The organism is Streptomyces sp. NPDC104313, assembly GCF_055583985.1.
On the sequence record NZ_JBVJMW010000010.1, the window covers coordinates 140,687 to 159,430 of the forward strand.

The 18,744-nt window shown below is 70.2% G+C and carries 16 protein-coding genes; 7 read left to right on the forward strand and 9 right to left on the reverse strand.

The genetic code is table 11. The features are described 5' to 3' along the window. Nucleotides 1-82 precede the first annotated feature (82 nt). The 7 genes from ACZ60Q_RS23585 to ACZ60Q_RS23615 all read left to right on the forward strand — a co-directional run bounded on the left by ACZ60Q_RS23585 (nt 83) and on the right by ACZ60Q_RS23615 (nt 6,465). Nucleotides 83-1,270, forward strand: a complete 1,188-nt coding sequence (locus ACZ60Q_RS23585; RefSeq protein ID WP_469637948.1) for a lipid-transfer protein — start codon at nt 83-85, stop codon at nt 1,268-1,270. A gap of 3 nt (nt 1,271-1,273) precedes the next feature. Continuing rightward, on the forward strand, nt 1,274-1,729 hold the full coding sequence (locus ACZ60Q_RS23590) for a MaoC family dehydratase N-terminal domain-containing protein (protein ID WP_469637951.1): 456 nt from the start codon (nt 1,274-1,276) through the stop codon (nt 1,727-1,729). Continuing rightward, nucleotides 1,726-2,121 (forward strand): MaoC/PaaZ C-terminal domain-containing protein, encoded by a 396-nt coding sequence (locus ACZ60Q_RS23595; RefSeq protein WP_469637954.1) that lies wholly within the window; start codon nt 1,726-1,728, stop codon nt 2,119-2,121. The genes ACZ60Q_RS23590 and ACZ60Q_RS23595 overlap by 4 nt, the downstream gene beginning before the upstream one ends. Nucleotides 2,122-2,147: 26 nt before the next feature. Next, nucleotides 2,148-2,951, forward strand: a complete 804-nt coding sequence (locus ACZ60Q_RS23600) for an SDR family NAD(P)-dependent oxidoreductase (RefSeq protein ID WP_469637957.1) — start codon at nt 2,148-2,150, stop codon at nt 2,949-2,951. A gap of 37 nt (nt 2,952-2,988) precedes the next feature. Continuing rightward, nucleotides 2,989-4,146 carry an acyl-CoA dehydrogenase family protein gene (locus tag ACZ60Q_RS23605; protein ID WP_469637960.1) on the forward strand — a complete coding sequence of 386 codons (1,158 nt, stop codon included), beginning with the start codon at nt 2,989-2,991 and terminating at the stop codon, nt 4,144-4,146. Nucleotides 4,147-4,239: 93 nt separating this feature from the next. Continuing rightward, a complete protein-coding gene (locus ACZ60Q_RS23610; protein ID WP_469637963.1) occupies nt 4,240-5,388 on the forward strand; it encodes a CaiB/BaiF CoA transferase family protein in 1,149 nt (382 codons plus the stop codon). 273 nt (nt 5,389-5,661) lie between these two features. Continuing rightward, a complete protein-coding gene (locus tag ACZ60Q_RS23615) occupies nt 5,662-6,465 on the forward strand; it encodes an SDR family NAD(P)-dependent oxidoreductase (RefSeq protein WP_469637966.1) in 804 nt (267 codons plus the stop codon). 86 nt (nt 6,466-6,551) lie between these two features. On the opposite strand, the gene ACZ60Q_RS23620 is transcribed toward ACZ60Q_RS23615, so the two are convergent. From ACZ60Q_RS23620 to ACZ60Q_RS23660, 9 genes are all read right to left on the reverse strand, one after another. After that, nucleotides 6,552-7,463, reverse strand: a complete 912-nt coding sequence (locus ACZ60Q_RS23620) for an acyl-CoA thioesterase (RefSeq protein WP_469637969.1) — start codon at nt 7,461-7,463, stop codon at nt 6,552-6,554. A 16-nt stretch (nt 7,464-7,479) separates the two neighbouring features. Then, nucleotides 7,480-8,646, reverse strand: a complete 1,167-nt coding sequence (locus ACZ60Q_RS23625; RefSeq protein WP_469637972.1) for a thiolase family protein — start codon at nt 8,644-8,646, stop codon at nt 7,480-7,482. 27 nt (nt 8,647-8,673) lie between these two features. After that, the gene (locus ACZ60Q_RS23630; protein WP_469637975.1) at nt 8,674-9,831 is read right to left on the reverse strand and encodes an acyl-CoA dehydrogenase family protein; all 1,158 of its coding nucleotides are present in this window, start codon (nt 9,829-9,831) and stop codon (nt 8,674-8,676) included. 58 nt (nt 9,832-9,889) lie between these two features. Then, complete coding sequence (locus ACZ60Q_RS23635; RefSeq protein WP_469637978.1) at nt 9,890-10,966, reverse strand: alcohol dehydrogenase catalytic domain-containing protein; 1,077 nt, start codon at nt 10,964-10,966, stop codon at nt 9,890-9,892. A gap of 31 nt (nt 10,967-10,997) precedes the next feature. Further along, the gene (locus tag ACZ60Q_RS23640; protein ID WP_469637980.1) at nt 10,998-12,464 is read right to left on the reverse strand and encodes an aldehyde dehydrogenase; all 1,467 of its coding nucleotides are present in this window, start codon (nt 12,462-12,464) and stop codon (nt 10,998-11,000) included. 50 nt (nt 12,465-12,514) lie between these two features. After that, nucleotides 12,515-14,380, reverse strand: a complete 1,866-nt coding sequence (locus tag ACZ60Q_RS23645) for an alkyl/aryl-sulfatase (RefSeq protein ID WP_469637983.1) — start codon at nt 14,378-14,380, stop codon at nt 12,515-12,517. A gap of 46 nt (nt 14,381-14,426) precedes the next feature. Beyond that, a complete protein-coding gene (locus ACZ60Q_RS23650) occupies nt 14,427-15,566 on the reverse strand; it encodes an acyl-CoA dehydrogenase family protein (RefSeq protein ID WP_469637986.1) in 1,140 nt (379 codons plus the stop codon). A gap of 47 nt (nt 15,567-15,613) precedes the next feature. Further along, the gene (locus ACZ60Q_RS23655) at nt 15,614-17,314 is read right to left on the reverse strand and encodes a class I adenylate-forming enzyme family protein (protein ID WP_469637989.1); all 1,701 of its coding nucleotides are present in this window, start codon (nt 17,312-17,314) and stop codon (nt 15,614-15,616) included. Nucleotides 17,315-17,499: 185 nt separating this feature from the next. Then, nucleotides 17,500-18,738 (reverse strand): MmgE/PrpD family protein, encoded by a 1,239-nt coding sequence (locus tag ACZ60Q_RS23660; protein ID WP_469637991.1) that lies wholly within the window; start codon nt 18,736-18,738, stop codon nt 17,500-17,502. Nucleotides 18,739-18,744: the final 6 nt, after the last annotated feature.

Consider the following 18,744-nt stretch of genomic DNA (forward strand, 5'->3'; position numbering starts at 1 on the left):
CCGTTTCTTGTCCGGCACTCCTTGACAGCAGGCGCAACGCAGAGAAAAGTGAAGGAGCGCTAACCGAGGAGCTGGAGGATTCATGAGCCGCAGAGTGCTGGTGGCCGGAGTGGGGATGGTTCCGTTCGCCAAACCCAGTGCCGCCAAGACGTACGACGAGATGGGCGCGGGCGCGGTACAGGCGGTGCTCGCGGACGCGGGACTGCCGTACAGCAAGATCCAGCAGGTGTACGCCGGGTACGTCTACGGCGACTCCACCTGCGGCCAGCGCGTGGTCTACCGCTTCGGCAAGACCCGCGTGCCGGTGATCAACGTGAACAACAACTGCGCGTCGGGTTCCTCCGCGCTGTGGCTGGCCCGTCAGGCAGTCGAGAGCGGAGCCGCCGAGTGCGCGCTCGCCCTCGGCTTCGAGCAGATGCCGCCGGGCGCCCTCGGCGCGAAGTGGCAGGACCGGCCCCTGCCCCTGACCGACTTCATCGCCGGCCTGGGGGACGTCTACGACGTCGACCCGGACCTTCCCGTGACCCCTCAGTACTTCGCCGCGGCCGGCGTCGAGTACATGGAGAAGTACGGGATGGCGGCGGAGACCTTCGCCAAGGTCTCGGTGAAGGCCCGGACGCACGCGGCCAACAACCCGTACGCCGTCTTCCGCGATCCGATCACGCTGGACGACGTCCTCGGCGCGCCCCGGATCGCCGGGCCGCTGACGCGACTGCAGTGCTGCCCGCCCACCTGCGGCGCCGCCGCGGCCATCGTCTGCTCCGAGGAGTTCGCGGCCCGCAACGGCCTCACTTCGAAGGTCGCCATCGCCGCGCAGACGCTCCAGTCCGACGCGGCCGACCTCTTCGACAAGAGGAGCGCGATGTCGCTCGTCGGCACAGACGTCACCCGCGCCGCCGCGCGCGAGGTGTACGAGAAGGCCGGCGTCGACCCGCGCGACATCAAGGTCGTCGAGCTGCACGACTGCTTCACCGTCAACGAGGTCCTCACCTACGAGGGGCTGGGCCTGTGCGCCGAGGGCGGCGCCGAGGAGTTCATCCTCGACGGCGACAACACCTACGGCGGCCGGGTCGTCACCAACCCCTCGGGCGGCCTGCTGTCCAAGGGCCACCCGCTCGGCGCCACCGGGCTCGCGCAGACCGCCGAGATCACCTGGCAGCTGCGCGGCGAGGCCCGGGCCCGCCAGGTCGAAGGCGCCACGCTCGGCCTCCAGCACAACCTCGGCCTCGGCACCGCCGGCGTCGTCACGCTCTTCGAGAAGGTGGGCTGACCCATGGCCGTCGACCCTGCCGTCATCGGCAGCCGCACACCTGAGTTCGAGACCCTGGCCGAGCGCGGCCGTCTGCGGTTCTTCGCCCGGGCCACCGGCCAGACCGAGCCGGTCTACACGGACCTGGAGGCCGCCAAGGCCGCCGGACACCGCGACCTGCCGGTCCCGCCGACCTTCCTCTTCTGCCTGGAGATGGACCACCCGCAGCGCGGCCGGTTCCTTACCGACCTGGGCATCGATATCCGTACCGTCCTGCACGGCGGCCAGGAGTTCACCTACCACGCCCTGGCCTACGCCGGAGACACGCTGACCTTCTGGACCGAGGTCAGGGACGTGTACGTGAAGAAGGGCGGCGCCCTTGAGTTCATCGTGCGCGCCACCCATGTGACCCGTGACGGCGAGCCCATCGCCACGCTCACCAGCACGACCGTCGTGCGCGACCCGAAGGCGGGCAAGTGACCACCTCCACGCTCAACCCCGGCGACTCGCTCACCATCCAGGCCCCCGAGGTCACCAGGACCGCGCTCGCGCTGTACGCGGGTGCCTCGGGAGACCACAACCCGGTCCACATCGACATCGACGCCTGCGAGGCCGTCGGCATCCCCGATGTCTTCGCCCACGGCATGCTCTCCATGGCCTACCTGGGCCGGCTCATGACCGACTGGGTGCCGCAGGACCGCATACGCACCTTCGCCGTGCGGTTCTCAGCGATCACCCCCGTGAACGCGACGCCCGTCTGCGCCGGCCGCGTCACGCGTGTCGAGGACGGCCTGGCCCACCTCGACCTCACGGTCTCGCTTCCCGACGGCACGGTGACCCTGCGGGGGTCCGCCGTCGTCACCGCCAACTGATGTACACAGTAAGGACGTAGCACATCATGGGAACCCTGGACGGCAAGGTCGCCCTCGTCTCCGGCTCCGGCCGTGGCATCGGCCGTGAGGTCGCGCTCAAGCTCGCTGGTGAAGGCGCCGGTGTCGTCATCAACGACCTGGACAAGGAGCCGGCACAGGAGACCGTGGCGGACATTCTCGCCGCCGGCGGCAAGGCTGTCGCCTGCGTCGGCTCGGTCGTCGAGGACGGCTTCGCGGACCGCTTCGTGAACACGGCCATCGACGCGTTCGGCGGCCTCGACATCATCGTCAACAACGCCGGCTACACCTGGGACACCGTCATCCAGAAGATGACCGACGAGCAATGGGACGCCATCCTCGACGTCCACCTCAAGGCCCCTTTCCGCATCCTGCGCGCGGCCCAGCCGTACATCAGGGCCACCCCGACCGACTACCACCGCAAGGTCGTCAACGTCTCCTCGGTCTCCGGCCAGTACGGCAACCCCGGCCAGGCGAACTACTCCGCCGCCAAGGCCGGCGTCATCGGCCTGACCAAGACGATGGCCAAGGAGTGGGGCCGCTACAAGGTCAACGTCAACGCCGTCGCCTATGGCTTCATCCTGACCCGGATGACCGAGGCCACCGCCGAGGACGAGGCGTTCGTCGAGATCGAGGGCCGCCGGATCAAGGTCGGCGTCAGCCCCCGGATCGCCGCCGCCGTCTCCCGTACCAACCCCTTCGGCCGGCCCGGCACGCCCACCGAGGCGGCGGGCGCGATCTACCTGCTCTGCACGCAGGAGGCCAACTACATCTCCGCCCAGGTCGTCACCGTCGACGGCGGATCCCGCTGATCCCTCGGGACCGGCCGCACAGAAGGAGCACCGCATCATGAAGCGCACCGTCTACGACGAGGACCACGAGGCGTTCCGGTCCGTCGTCCGGGACTTCATCGCCAAGGAGGTCTCCCCCCACTACGAGCAGTGGGAGGAGGACAACCGCGTCCCGCGCGAGCTCTACCGCAAGCTCGGCGACCTCGGTGTGATGGGCTTCGGCATCCCCGAGGAGTACGGCGGCCCGGGGGAGACCAGCTACAAGTACCAGACCGTGATCGCCGAGGAGGTGGCCCGTGCCGCCGTCTCCTTCGGCCACTACACGGTGACCACCGGCATCGTCCTGCCGTATCTGCTCAACATCGCCGACGAGGAGCAGAAGAAACGCTGGCTGCCGGGCATCGCCTCCGGCGACATCTGCCTGTGCATCGCGATGACCGAGCCCGGCACCGGCTCCGACCTCGCGGGGATCCGCACCAAGGCGGAACGGTCCAAGGACGGCACGCACTACGTTCTCAACGGCGCCAAGACGTTCATCACCGGCGCCCTCAACTCCGAGCTGTGCGTGGTCGTCGCCCGCACCTCGCCGCCCACGGAGCAGGACCGCCGCTTCGGTCTGACGCTCCTCGTCGTCCCGACCGACAGCGAGGGCTTCGGGTACGGGCGCAAGCTGGGGAAACTCGGCCTGCGGGCCAGCGACACCTCGGAGCTGTCCTTCACGGACGTCAAGGTGCCGGTGGAGAACGTGCTCGGCGAGATCGACAGGGGGTTCTCGTACCTGGGGCAGAACCTGGCCCGTGAGCGTCTCTCGATCGGTGTCGGCGGCGTCGCCACCGCGACCGCGGCCATCCGATTCGCCACCGACTACGTGCGGCAGCGGCAGGTCTTCGGAAAGCCGGTGGCCGCCTTCCAGAACACCAAGTTCGTACTCGCCGAGTGTGCCGCCGAGGTCGAGGCGGCCCAGGCCCTGGTCGACAAGGGCATCGAGCTCGACGACCGGCACGAGCTGTCGTCGGCCGACGCGGCGAAGATCAAACTGTTCTGCACCGAGGTCGCCGCCCGCGTCATCGACAAGTGCCTCCAGCTGCACGGCGGTTACGGATACATGCTGGAGTACCCGATTGCCCGTCTCTACGCCGACACGCGCGTCTCGCGCATCTACGGCGGCACCAGCGAGGTCATGAAGACGATCATCGCCAAGGACCTGGGCCTGTAGGTCTCCGTCCCCTCGAACCGCCGGCCGCCCCGCATCCGCTCCGGGAGCGGCCGGCTCACCCCCATGCCGTTTCGCGAAGAAAGGTCGAAACACGTGACCGCCGCATCCCCCACCGCAGCAGGCCCGCTCGCGGGCCTCCGTGTCATCGAGCTCGGCGGCATCGGCCCGGGCCCCTTCGCCGGCATGCTCCTCGCCGACCAGGGCGCCGACGTCATCCGCGTCGACCGCCCCGCCGAGGCCGGCACCACCTCCAAGCACCCGGTCCTGCACCGCAACCGCCGCTCGGTCACCCTCGATCTGAAGGACCCGGCGAGCGTCGAAGCCGTACGCAGGATCGTCGACACCGCGGACGCCCTCATCGAGGGGTTCCGCCCCGGCGTCACCGAACGCCTCGGCCTCGGCCCCGATATCTGCTCGGCACGCAACCCCAAGCTCGTGTACGGCCGGGTGACCGGCTGGGGTCAGGACGGACCCCTCGCCCAGGCCCCCGGCCACGACATCAACTACATCGCCGTCGCCGGCGCCCTCGGCGCGATCGGCGGCGCCGACGACAACCCGCCCGTGCCGTTGAACCTTGTCGGAGACATGGGCGGCGGCGGCATGCTCCTCGCCCTCGGCATCACCACCGCACTCCTCCACGCCCAGCGCACCGGCCAGGGCCAGGTCGTCGACGCGGCGATGACCGACGGCACGGCGATCCAGCTCTCCCTGATCCACGGACTGCTCGCCGTCGGCCGCTGGACCGACCGGCGTGCCTCCAACCTCTTCGACGGCGCCGCGCCCTTCTACCGCACGTACCGCACGTCAGACGGACGCCACATGGCCGTCGGCAGCGTCGAGCCGCAGTTCTACGCCGTCCTGCTGCGGGTCCTCGGACTCGCCCACGACCCGCTGTTCGCGAAGCAGCACGACAAGGAGGCCTGGCCCGCCATGTGCCTGCGCCTGGAAGAGGTCTTCGCGGGCCGCCCGCGCGAGGAGTGGACCGAAGCCTTCGACGGCACCGAGTCCTGCGTCACCCCCGTGTACGGCCTGACCGAGGCCGCCCACCACCCGCACAACGTCGACCGCGGAACGTACGTCACCGAGAACGGCCTGCTCCAGCCCGCGCCCGCCCCGCGCTTCCGGGGGACCCCCGCCGCCGCCCCGAGGCCCGCGCCGGTGATCGGTTCCCACACCCGCGAGGTGCTCGGGGAAGTCGGTCTCGACAGGGTCGCCATCGACGCCCTCGTCCCTCGCGTCTGACCGGCCGCCGACCCACGTCTCCCGGGAGGGACCCGTGCGGCCCACCTGTCCCCGCACCTCGCCCCGCGCGACCAACGCGACCGGGTGACCACTGGGTTCGGGGACCGGGTCCGGACCGCCGAGCGGGTCACAAGGCCCCTCGCGGCGTGGAGTTCACCGAGGCGTTGCCCCTCTCCGCAGCCGGAAGGCGCTCAAGCGCGCACCCCGCGACCGGCCCCGGGACGAAACCACCACCAACCTGCCCTGAACACACCACATCCGAAGGAACACATCATGGGAACTCTGGACGGCAAGGTCGCCCTCGTCTCCGGCTCCGGTCGAGGCATCGGCCGTGAGGTCGCACGCAAGCTCGCCTCCGAGGGCGCGAGCGTCGTCATCAACGATTCGGACAAGGAGCCCGCGGAGGAGACCGTCGCGGACATCATCGCCGCGGGCGGGAAGGCCGTCGCCTGTGTCGGCTCCGTCGTCGAGGACGGCTTCGCCGAGCGGTTCGTGAGCACCGCGACCGAGACCTTCGGCGGCCTGGACATCATCGTCAACAACGCGGGCTACACCTGGGACGGTGTCATCCAGAAGATGACGGACGAACAGTGGGACACGATCCTCGACGTTCACCTCAAGGCATCCTTCCGGATCCTGCGCGCGGCTCAGCCGTACATCAGGGCCAACCCGACCGACTACCACCGCAAGGTCGTCAACGTCTCCTCCACGTCGGGCTTCTACGGCAACCCGGGCCAGGTCAACTACGCGGCCGCCAAGGCCGGAATGATCGGCATGACCAAGACCCTCGCCAAGGAGTGGGGCCGCTACAAGGTCAATGTCAACGCCGTCGCGTTCGGCTTCATCCTGACCCGCATGACCGAGGTCACCGCCGCCGACAACGCCACCCTGGAGATCGACGGTCGGCAGATCAAGGTGGGCCTCAACCCGGAGAAGGCCGCCATGGCTGGCAAGATCATCCCGCTGGGTCGTCCGGGCACGCCCAAGGAGGCGGCCGGCGCTGTCCACATGTTCTGCACCCAGGACTCCGACTACGTCTCCGGCCAGTGCCTGGTCGTCGACGGCGCCAGGGTCTGATCCACGCCGGGTAGCGGCTGAGGGCCCCGTCGACCGCTTGAACCCAAGCCGGACGGGGCCCTCAGCCGCCACCCGGCTATCCCGGATCAGAGAGCGCGGTCGCGAGGCTCACGGAGCGGGCGGAGCACCGCCTCCTGGACAACGCTGGCGATCAGCCGGCCGTCCTGGCTCCACACATCGGCGAAGGCCAGCGCCCGGCCGTCGACCGAGGAGGGGCTGCGCTGGGCGAAGAGCATCCACTCGTCCGCACGGAAGGGCCGATGGAACCACAGGGCGTGGTCGAGAGAGGTGAGATAGACCTTCGACGGTTCGCCGCGCAGGGGGCGCGGGCGTTCCACGGCAAGGGCCGCGGTCGGCGCGAGGAAGAGGTCGGAGGCGTACGCGAGGGAGCAGTCATGCACCAGCGGGTCGTCGGCCAGCTGACCCGAAGCCCGGATCCAGAGCTTCTGTTCGGTCGCTCCCTCGGCCGTGTCCCCCGGCTCCGAGGGGACGCGCCGCATCTCCAGGGCGTCGCGGTACTCCTGCCGGCCGAAGTCCTCCGGATCCGACGCAGCCCACAGGTCGAAGAGGTCGGGCAGAGTGTCCGGCGAGGGCACGGTCGGCATCAGCGGCTGCCGGTCGTACGCCTGCTCCTCGGCCTTGAAGGACGCGGAGAGCGTGAAGACGAGCCGGCCGTCCTGTACGGCCGACACCTGGCGCGCGCAGTACGAACCCCCCTCGCGCAGCCGGTCCACCTGGTACGTGATCGGCCGGACGGTCCGGCCGCCGCGCAGGAAGTAGCCGTGCAGTGAATGCACCCGTCGTCCGTCGGGGACGGTACGGCCGGCCGCCGCCAGTGCCTGGGCCGCCACCTGGCCGCCGAAGGCGCGCAGCGGCAGACCGGCGTGGCACCAGCCCTGGAACACATCGGGTTCGACGTGCTTGAGAGCCAGGAACTCCGAGAGGCCGAGGCCGGTGTCCGTGTGGGTGTCGGTGTCCGACGGTGTGGTGATCGGCATCGAGAGGCCTCCGCGCTCAGAGCAGTTCGAGGATCGTGGCGTTGGCCATGCCGCCGCCCTCGCACATGGACTGCAGGCCGTAGCGGATTCCGTTGTCCCGCATGTGATGGACCAGCGTGGTCATGATGCGCGCGCCCGATCCGCCGATGGGGTGGCCGAGGGCCATCGCACCGCCGTTGGGGTTCATCCGCCCGTAGTCGGCGCCGGTCTCCTTCAGCCAGGCGAGCGTCACCGAGGCGAACGCCTCGTTGATCTCGTACACGCCGATGTCGTCGAGCGACAGACCGGACCTCCTCAGCGCCTTGGCCGTCGCGGGGACGGGGCCCCCCAGCATCGTGACCGGGTCCGTGCCCGCGAGGACCGCCGTGTGAATACGGGCCATCGGCGTCCAGCCCTGGGACCGGGCGAACTCGCCGGTCGTGACCAGCAGGGCGCCGGTGCCGTCGGAGACCTGGGAGGCGTTTCCCGCGGTGATCGGGCCGCCGTCGTCGAACGCCGGCTTCAGGGCGGCGAGCGTCTCCGGGGTGGAGCCGCGGCGCACCCCCTCGTCGGTGTCGAAGACACGGCCGGTGCCGTCCTCGTCGGTCACGTCGATCGGCGCGATCTGGTCCTTGAACCGGCCCTCGTCCATGGCGAGGACCGCGCGGGTGTGCGAGTCCAGGCCGTGCTGGTCCATCTCGGTACGGGTGATGCCGTACTCGTCGGCGATCATCCGGGCGCCCATGCCCTGATGGAAGCGGAGTCCGCCGTACCGGGCCCACACGTCCGGGCCCATCGGCTCGCCGAAGCGGCCGTCGAGCCTGGTCGTGCCCAGCGGGATGGCGCTCATGATCTCCACGCCACCGGCGACAGCCACGTCGTACTGACCCGAGATGACACCGGCGGCGGCCTGGTGGACGGCCTGCTGCGAGGAGCCGCACTGCCGGTCGACGGTCACGCCCGGCACGGACTCGGGCCAGCCGGCCGCGAGCACCGCGGCCCGCCCGACGCATCCGGTCTGCATGCCGACGGCGCCGGTGCACCCCCAGATCACGTCGTCCACGAGGGCCGGGTCGAGACCGGTACGCTCGACCAGCGCGTTCAGGACGTGGGCCGAGAGCGAGGCCGAGTGAAGCCGCGCCAGTGAGCCGTTGCGCTTGCCGACGGCGGTGCGCACCGCGTCGACGATCACTGCGTCGCGCATGGGGTTTCTCCTTCTTGCGGGGGGTTTCTAGAGCCCGAGGTCCTTGGCGATGATGGATTTCATGACCTCGCTCGTCCCGGCGTAGATCCGGCTGACCCGGGTGTCGGCGTACAGGCGCGCGATCGGGTATTCGAGCATGTAGCCGTAACCGCCGTGCAGTTGAAGGCACTTGTCGATGATCCGACCCGCGGTCTCGGTGCAGAACAGTTTGGCCTTCGCCGCGTCGGCGGGGCTGAGTTCGCCCGTCGCGTGCAGTTCAAGGGCCCGGTCGCTCATCGCCCGTGCCGCCTCGGCCTCGGCGGCGCACTCGGCCAGGACGAACTTGGTGTTCTGGAACGCGGCCACCGGCTTGCCGAAGACCTGCCGCTCCCGAACGTAATCCTGGGCGAAGCGGATCGCCGCGAAGGCGGTCGCGCTGCCGGTGAGGGCCGCGCCCAGCCGCTCCACCACGAGGTTGTGGGTGAGGTAGGCGAACGCCGCGCCCTCCTCTCCGAGGAGGTCCTCGACCGGGACCCGGACATCGGCGAAGGACAACTCCGCCGTGTCCTGGGCCCGCAGACCGATCTTGTCCAGCTTGCGGCCGACCGAGAAGCCCGCCGAAGCGGTGTCCACGCACAGGATGGACAGACCGGCGCGCCGGTTGGCGGAGTCGTCAGGGGAGGTCCGGCAGACGACGAGCACGAGGTCGGCCCGGGCGCCGCCCGTGATGAACGTCTTGGCACCGTTGAGGACGTAGTGGGTGCCGTCGTCCGAGAGCCTCGCGGAGGTACGGATCCCGGCCAGGTCCGATCCGGTGCCCGGCTCCGTCATGGCGATGGCGGTCATCATCTCGCCGGAGAGGAAGCCGGGCAGCCATCGCCGCTTCTGCTCGTCGCTGGCGAACTCCAGCAGGTAGGGCAGGACGAGGGCGGTGTGCACGACGTCGGCGCCGAATCCGACGCCGGCGTGCGCGCACTCCTCGCGGATCACCGCCTGGTACCGGAAGTCGGTGACCCCCGCGCCGCCGTGTTCTTCGGGGACCTGGATGCCGAAGACCCCGAGCTCGCCGAGCCTGCGGTACAGGCCACGGGGTACGTGCCCGTCCTGCTCCCAGTCGGCGTAGTGCGGGACGACCTCCTCGACGATGAAATCCCGGATGGTCGAGCGGAAGTCCTCGTGGTCCTCGGAGAACACGGTGCGGCGCATGGCGGGGCACCCCTTCTTGCGGTGGAGGGATACGGAGGGAGCGACAGGAGCCGGTGGCTCAGGCGATGTCGATGATCGTGCGCAGAGCCTCTCCGGTGTGCATCTGGCGGATCGCCTCGTTGACGTCCGTCAGCGGTACGTGGTGGGTGATCATCGATTCCAGGTCGATGCGGCCGGCCCGCCACAGGTCGAAGATCCGCGCGTATGTGCGGCGGATGTCGTCACCGCCGTAGAAGGAGGGGAGGACCTTCTTCTCGTTGAGGACCAGCTCGGCCATGCTGAGGTCGGTCATGTCCGTACGGGAGCCGGCGCCGACCAGGCAGACGGTGCCGCCCAGACGCGTGGCGTCGTACGCGGCGCGCAGGGTGCCCGCCTTGCCGACGGCCTCGAAGGCGTAGTCGAAGCCGAAGCCGCCCGTGACGCGCTGGGTCACCTCGGTCAGCTCCTCCGGGGCGACGGCCTCGGTCGCACCGAACTTCAGCGCCGACTCCCGGCGGCTCGCCGTCGGGTCCACCGCGATGATCTGCGCGGCGCCCGCGACCTTGGCCCCCTGGAGGATGCTGACCCCGACGCCACCGAGACCGATGACGACGACCGAGGAACCCGGGCGCACCTCGGCCGTGTTGAGCGCGGCGCCGATGCCGGTGGTCACTCCGCAGCCGACGAGGGCGGCGATGTCGTACGGGACGTCGTCGGGGATCGGGATCGCCGCGTATGCCGCGATCACCGTCTCCTCGGCGAAGGTGCCGGCGCCGAGCATGCCGGGAAGGATCCTCCCCTCTTCCTGGAAGTTCGGGTTCGCGAGGTTGCCGTAGCCGCTGCGGCACAGGTGGCCGTCGCCCGCCTTGCAGGAGGGGCACCGGTCGCAGGGCGGCATCCAGCAGACGATGACGCGGTCGCCGGGCTTGACGTGTGTCACGCCCTCGCCGACCTCGACGACCTCACCGGCACCCTCGTGACCGGGGACGAACGGCGCAGGGTGCGTCAGCACGCCGTTCATCGCGGAGAGATCGGAGTGGCACAGGCCCGCCTTGTGCATCTTGACACGGACCCGGCCGGGGCCGAAGGAGACGGACTCGACGGTCGTGACGTCCAGCGTCGCGTCGCCGGTCGCCCGGAGTATCGCTGCGTGCATGATGGTGCTCCTTGTGGCGTGGGACGAAAAGTCAGGCCGAGGCGGGGCTGGGGCTGGGAAGGTTGACGGTCTTGTACTCGAAGTAGGCGGACAGGCCCTCGGGGCCGAACTCCCTGCCGATGCCCGAGTTCTTGTAGCCGCCGAAGGGCGCGGCGAGGTCGAGGCGGAAGCCGTTGACGGTGATCGTGCCGGTGCGGATCCGGCGAGCGATGTCGGTGGCGCGCTCGGTGTCGGCGCCGATCACGGCACCCGAGAGACCGAAGTCGGAGTCGTTGGCGATCCGCACGGCGTCGTCCACGCCCTCGTACCGGATCAGACAGACGACCGGCCCGAAGATCTCCTCGCGGGCGATCCGCATGTCGTTGGTGACTTCGCCGAACAGGGTCGGCTCGACGTACCAGCCGGTGACCATGCCCGTGGGTACTCCGCCGCCGGTGAGGAGCTTCGCGCCCTCCTCCTGGCCGATCCGGATGTAGTCGAGATTCCGCTCCCGCTGGTTGCGCGTCACCATCGGGCCGACCACGGTCGAGGGGTCCGACGGGTCGCCGACCTTGAGTGCGGCGAACGCGGCCGTCAGAACGGAGGCCACCTCGTCGTAGCGGGAGGCGGGTACCAGGACCCGGGTGAGCGCCACGCACGCCTGCCCGCTGTTGGCGGCGCACGTGCCGCCGACGATCGCGGGCACGGCGACCCCGAGATCGGCGTCTTCGAGCAGGATCGCGGCGGACTTGCCGCCGAGCTCCAGCGAGACCCGGGTCAGGTTCTGGGCAGCCGCCGCCATGATGGCCTTGCCCGCGCCGACCGAACCGGTGAACGCGACCTTGTCGATGCCGGGGTGTGCCACCAGGTAGGCACCCGTCTCACGATCGGCGGGCAGCACGCTGAGCACACCCTCCGGCAGTCCGGCCTCCGCGCAGACGTCGGCCAGCCAGTTGGCGTCGAGCGGGGTCTCGGGCGACGGCTTGAGGATGACGGAGCAGCCGGCGAGCAGCGCCGGAGCGAGCTTGCCCGCGATGGTCAGCTGAGGAACGTTCCAGGGGGTGATCGCGGCGACGACACCGACCGGCTCCCGGCGTACGAGCACCGGACCGCCGGTGCCCCGCCGCTCGGTCTCCTCCACCAGCTGCTCCGCGGCGGCGATCGCCACCCCGAAGACGCCGACAGCGGAGAGGGCCTGGCCGCGCACCGAGAACAGCATCGGGGAGCCGTTCTGCAGGGTGACCAGCTCGGCGAGCTCCTGGTGGCGGGTGGCGAGGGCGTCCTTGATCCGGGTGACGACCTCGATCCGCTCGGCGAGCGTCCTGCGCGGCCACGGACCGTGGTCGAACGCCTCGCGGGCGGCGGCCACAGCCCTGTCCACGTCCTTCGGGGTGGCGTGCGGGACACGACCGACGACCTGCTCGGTCACCGGCGAGACCACCTCGATGGTCCCGGTGCCCGCGGGCTCGATCCATCGCCCTCCGATGAAGAGGGAGGTGTGTTCCACGATCTCGGTCATGTGCGGCTCCTCGTTGAGGTCTTGGTCCGGGCGGGGTGCGGGGAAAGGGCTCAGGGAAGGGCGATCGGGAAGTGCGGCGGCGGTTCCTCCAGCAGGCCGTACAGCCTGGTGAGCACGCTCGCGTCGCCCTCGGTGGACACCGCGCCCGTGCCGATGCCGTCGGCGAACGTCGTCTTCTTCGCCAGGATCAGATTCAGGAAGGCCCGATCCAGGCGGAGGGTGAGCTGCGGCGCCTGACCGCCCGGCGCGTCGCCCCGTATGGGGGTGAGGACTCCGTTGCCGACGAGCAGCGTCCACACCTCGTCGGTGTCCGGGAACTCCCAGCGCAGCAGCAACCGGTGCGCGGCGGCGCGCGGGCCGTCCAGCCGGACCGCCATGGACTGGAAGATCTGCCCTGTGCCCAGACCGGCGAGCATGTCGAGGCTCTGGTGGTGCGGTTCGCTGCCGGCCGGGCCGTCGGCACCGGCCCGCAGCTCCTGGGCGCCGGTGAGGTAGAAGTTGCGCCAGACACCGTTCTCCTGCGCGAATCCCAGTGCTTCGAACGTCCGCGCCTGGAGTTCACGCGCCTCGGTGTGCGAGGGCTCGGCGAAGAGGACGTGGTTGAGCACCTCCGCCACCCAGCGCAGATCGCCCTGCTCGTACGACTCCCGCGCCTTGGCGACGACGGCGTCCGTGCCGCCCATGAACTCGACGTAGCGGATGGCCTGCTGGACGGGTGGGTGCTGCCACAGATGGGCCGGGTTGCCGTCGAACCAGCCCATGTAACGCTGGTACACCGCCTTGACGTTGAGGCTCAGCGAACCGTAGTAGCCGCGGATGTGCCAGGCCGCTCCCACCTCGCCGGGGAACGACTGGATCTCCTCGGCGATCTCCGGGCCGGTCAGCCCGCGGTTCATCAGCCGTACCGTCTGATCGTGGAGGTAGGCGTACGCGTCGCGTTGCTGGGTCAGGATCTCCAGGACCTCCTCATGGCCCCAGGTGGGCCAGTTGTGCGAGCCGATGAGGATCTCGGTGTCGTGGAAGAGCCGCACGCACTCGGTGATGTACGCGGCCCAGGCGCGGGCGTCGCGCACCAGCGCGCCCCGCGGGGTGAGGGTGTTGTGCAGCGTGTGGTTGACCATCTCGGCGATGAGCAGCAGCTTGTGGTCGGGGAAGTAGAAGTTCATCTCCGACGGTGCCTCGGAGTCCGGGGCGAGCTGGAAGACGAACCGGATCCCGTCGAGGACCAGCTCCTGACCGGTCTCCGTGACCGTGACGGTCGGCGGGACAAGCCCGATGGTGCCGGTCGACAGGCCCTGCGCGATGCCGAAACCGACGGTGCCCTCCGGGCCGGGCGGCAGGGACTTTCCGTACATGTAGACGGCGCGTCGACGCATCGCGGGGCCGGCGAAGACGTTCTCGCTGACCGCGTGCTCCATGAACCCCTCGGGTGCGACGATCGCGACCTCGCCCGCTGTGACCGCCTCGGCCGTCGTCACCCCCAGCGCGCCGCCGAAGTGGTCGCCGTGGCTGTGTGTGTAGACGACGGCCTTGACCGGACGGCTGCCCCGGTTGCGGCGGTACAGCTCCAGACCGGCGGCCGCGCACTCCTTGGAGACAAGCGGGTCGATCACCACGACGCCCGTCTCGCCCTCGACGATCGTCATGTTGGAAACGTCGAGTCCGCGTATCTGGTAGAAGCCGGGCGCGACCTCGAAGAGGCCCTGCGCGGTGTTGTGTCCGGCCTGGCGCCACAGGCTGGGGTCGACCGACGCGGGGCAGTCGTCCTTGGTCAGGAAGTCCCAGCGGTCGTTGTCCCAGACGACGCGGCCCTCGGCGTTGCGGATGACGCAGGGCTCGAGCCGGTCGATCAGGCCACGGGTCGCGTTGACGTGGTCGGTCCGGTCGTCCCAGTTCGGTTCCGGTGCGGTGGTCATGCTGATATGTCCTCGTCCGGTCGGTGCCAATAGGGTGGAAGTCCGATCAGCCGCGGAGCAGAGCGCGGCCGATGATGAGCTTCTGGATCTCGCTGGTGCCTTCGTAGATCCGCATGACGCGGACGTCGCGCGAGATTCGCTCGACCGTCGCCTCGCGCATGTAGCCCATGCCGCCGTGAACCTGTACGGCCCGGTCGGCCACCCGGCCGGCCATCTCGCTGGCGAAGAGCTTGGCCGTCGACGGGCCGATCTTGGTGTCCTCGCCCGTGTCGTACCTGCGGGCGACGTCCAGGACCAGCGCCCGCGCCGCGTCCAGTTCGGCGCGGCTCTCGGCGAGCAACGCCTGCACGAGCTGGAAGCGCCCGATGGGCTCGCCGCCCTGCTTGCTCTCCCGGGCGTACGCGACCGATTCCTCCAGCGCGCGGGTGGCCTGTCCGACGCAGAGCGCGGCCACATGCACCCGTCCCTTGGCGAGGGAACGCATCGCGGCGCTGAAGCCCCGGCCGGCCATGCCGCCGACAACGGCCGAGTGCGGGGCGCGCACCTTGTCGAAGAAGACCTCGGAGGTCCAGGCGCCGGCCTGACCGGTCTTGGCGTCCTTGGGGCCCACGGTCAGGCCCGGAGAGCCCTGCTCGACGAGAAGGCAGGAGATCCCGTCCGTCCCCTTCGCGCCCTCGTCGGTCCGGGCGAAGACCATGAACACGTCCGCGACGGCGGCATTGGTGATGAATCTCTTCGCGCCGGAGATCTCGTACGAGCCGTCGCCGGTGTCCACAGCGCGTGTGGTCATGCCCGAGGGGTCGGAACCCGCCTCGGCCTCGGTCAGCGCGAAGGAGGCCACGGCCCCCTCGGCCAGGCGCGGCAGCCACGTCTCCCGCTGCTCCCGCGAGCCGTAGTTGACCAGCACCTGCCCGGCGATGCCGATGTTCGTTCCGAACATCGACCGGAACGCGAGACTGGTGTAACCGAATTCGAAGCAGAGCCGGGCGTCCTCCTCGACGGTGGCGTTCATACCCCCGTACTCCTCCGGGAGCGTGTAGCCGAACAGGCCCATGTCGACGGCCTTGCGCCGGATCTCCGCCGGAACCTCGTCGTTGCTCTCGATCTCGCGCTCGCGCGGGACGACGTCCTCGCGCACGAAGCGGCGGACCGCTTCCAGGACTGCCTTGAACTCTTCGGCTTCCACGGGTGTTTCCTCATCTCGGACAGGCGGGAGGGACGGCGGCAGGGGAATCAGGCGAGCTCGTCCCGGAGCCGCTGCCGCAGCCGGGACTTGAGGATCTTTCCGGTCGGGGTCAGCGGCAGGCTGTCCACCACGTGCAGCTCACGGACCTTCTGGTACGGCGCGACCTGCGCGGCGACGTGCCCCATCACCTCGACCAGGAACTCCCCTCCCCGCGCCGCCTCGGCCTCGGCGCCCGGGCGCAGGACCACGAACCCGACCGGGATCTCACCGAGTTCCGGATGCGCCCGGCCGACCACCGATGCCTGGGCGATCGCCGGATGAGAGCAGAGAAGCTCCTCCAGCGGCTGCGGGTAGACGTTGTAGCCCTTGTAGATGAGCATGTCCTTGGCTCGGCCCACCAGGAACAGGAAGCCGTTCTCGTCGAAGCGGCCCATGTCGCCGGTACGGAGCCAGCCGTCGACGAACTGCTCGGCCGTCAGCTCCGGTTCGTCCTGGTAGCCGTCGGTGATCTGGGGCCCGCGCGCCCAGATCTCACCGGTCGTGCCCTGGGGCAGCACGGTGACACCGTCCTCGGCCCGGATCGCGACCTCGGTGTTGGCGATGGTGACTCCCACACTGCCGATCGGCGTTTCGATATCCGCGCCGGGAGGCGACATGGTCAGGCCCATGGTCGCCTCGCTCAGCCCGTAGCCCTCGGTGACACTGGCCTGGGAGAAGACGTCCCGCAGCTTGCGCAGGGCGGTCGTGTCGATCGGTGCCGCGCCCGACGTGATCATGCGTACGGAGGAGACGTTCCGCTTGTCGAGCTCGGGGCTGCGCAGCATCCCGTAGTACATGGCGGGGGAGCCGGACAGATGGGTCACGCCGTAGTGCTCGATGTCGCGGATGAACTGATCGGCGTCGAAGCGGCCACCGGTGATGACCGAGGTGGCTCCGAGCAGGGTGTTGGCGTTGTGGCTGACCAGGCCGAGGCCGTGGAAGAGCGGGGCGATGGCGATGTTGAAGCCTTCACCGGGAACGACGGTCCTCGGCGCCGGGTCGTCGATGCGCTCGACCCGGATGCCGCCTTCCTCGTCGATGAAGGGCAGCGACGCGGCGCGCCAGCAGCTGGTCTGCAGGACGTTGGCGACGAGGTTGCGGTGCAGGACACGTACGGCCTTGGTCAAGCCGGTGGTGCCACCGGTCAGCTGGAGGTGCGCCACGAGCTCGGGGTCGACGCTGTAGTCCTCCAGCGGGCCGGCGAGCAGCAGGTCGGCCAGCGGGAGCGATCCCTCGGGCAGGACGGCGTCGTCGGGAGCCGGTCCGGCGGCCGTTCCCGGCACGTGGACGGTCAGGGTGATCGCCTCCGGCGCCGCCTCGACCAGCGCGACCGCGTTGGCCGGGTGGGTGAAGACCGCCTTGGCGCCGCAGCCGGCGAGCTGGTCGCGCAGTGCGCCGACCGGCTGGGCCGGGTTGATCGGCGCCACCGGGAGGCCGGCGCAGAGCGCGCCGTAGTACGCCACGATGTACCAGTACGTGTTGGGCATGTGCAGCGCGACCGCGTCCCCCGGGACGAGACCCCGCTCACGCAGTCCGCCCGCGACCCGGCGGGCGGCCGAGTGGAGCTCGGCGAAGGTCAGCGACTCCTCACCGTCGAGCAGGGCGACGCGGTCCGGGTACGCGCGGGCGGCGCCGGCCAGCAGGGCGTCGGCACCGGCCTTCGGGATGTCGAGGGACGGCGGCATGTTCTTCGGCCGAACGTGGGTCACGAGATCTCCTGGCGGGTTTCGCGGGTTTCGCAGGTTTCGCGGTGAAGGAGCGCTGCGCGGGCGTGGCTCGCGACGGGCTGGGGCGGATCGCGCATGTGTGAATCGTCGGTAACTTCAGTGATCTCAGTTGCCGTGCGGAAACGCGTCGATGATGCCGGTTCAGTCGACTGCGACCAGGCAATAAGTTAATCATTGCTAACCCCGCTGTCTAGGGTTTGGGTGTTGCGCGGATGGGCGGCTGCCAACAGCTCGCGAGCGGACGACCAGGTCAGACCGCCCAGCAGCCCCGGTACGTCGGTGCCGCACGCGGCGAACTTGCTCGCCAGGTCGGCGGCCCCGGGGGGCCGCAGGGGCGAGCCGGGCGGCTGTGCGAGGCTCGTGTGCAGCTGCCTGCCGTCGCCGAGCTCCAGGCGGATGTCGACCGCCCCCGACAGCAGCCCGTCCCCGCCGGGGACACGAACGGTCTCCGTCATGTCGACCAGGCGCCGGGCCTCCGGTCGCCCGACGGCCTCGTCCGTGAACGAGGTGAAGTCCGGGAAGCGGTCGAGCAGCGTCGCGGCGACGGCGTACGGCATGCTGAACTTGCCCTCCAGGCCGGTCCGCGGCCGGTCGTGGATCAAGGGCCGCATGGACGCCTCCGGTGTCGTGACGACGATCCGCTCGATGCCGACGTGATCGACATGCCCGTGCCGCTCCCCGAGCGCGCGCAGGGCGGCGATGGGACGCTGCATGGCGTAGCAGCAGGGGTGGAGCTTGACCGCGAGACCACCGGGGACCGCCGGGCCACTCGTGTCGACCTCGCCGCCCGCCCCGCCGACCAGCTCCAGCCAGGCGTCCAGGGCGCGAGGCTCGGCGCTCGCCCCGGCCAGGGCCAGACGGGCCGCCCGTACCCCCGCCTCGGCCGCGAAGCCGACCTGCAGGGACTTGGCGTGCGTGCCGAACGCCGCCTGGACACCACCCGCCGCCGGCAGGGCCAGCGCCATGGCCGTCGCCAGCTGCTCGGGGGAGAGGCCGAGAGCGACCCCGGCGGCGACGGCGGCCGCCGGCGCCCCCTGCGTACAGGTGGCGTGCCAGCCGGCCGCGTAGTGCGGCCAGCCGAGAACCGTGCCGAGCCGCGTCATCACACCGGCTCCGGCCAGATAGGCGCGTGCGGCACCACCGGTCGCGAGGGCCGCCGCGACGACGACCACGCTGACATGGCTGGTGGACTCGATCTGTACGTCGTCGAAGTCGAGGACGTGACCGACCGCCGCCCAGCGGGCCGCGTCGGGAAGCGGTGTGGCCAGGCCGGCCACCTCGTGATCACGGGCGGCCAGGGTGACGGCGAGCGTGTCCCGCAGCGAGCGGTCGGCGAGGGCGAGATCCTCGGCGTCCGGCCGGTGCGCGTGCGCCCAGCGGGCCAGTCTGTCGGCGAGAGCGACCATGGTCGT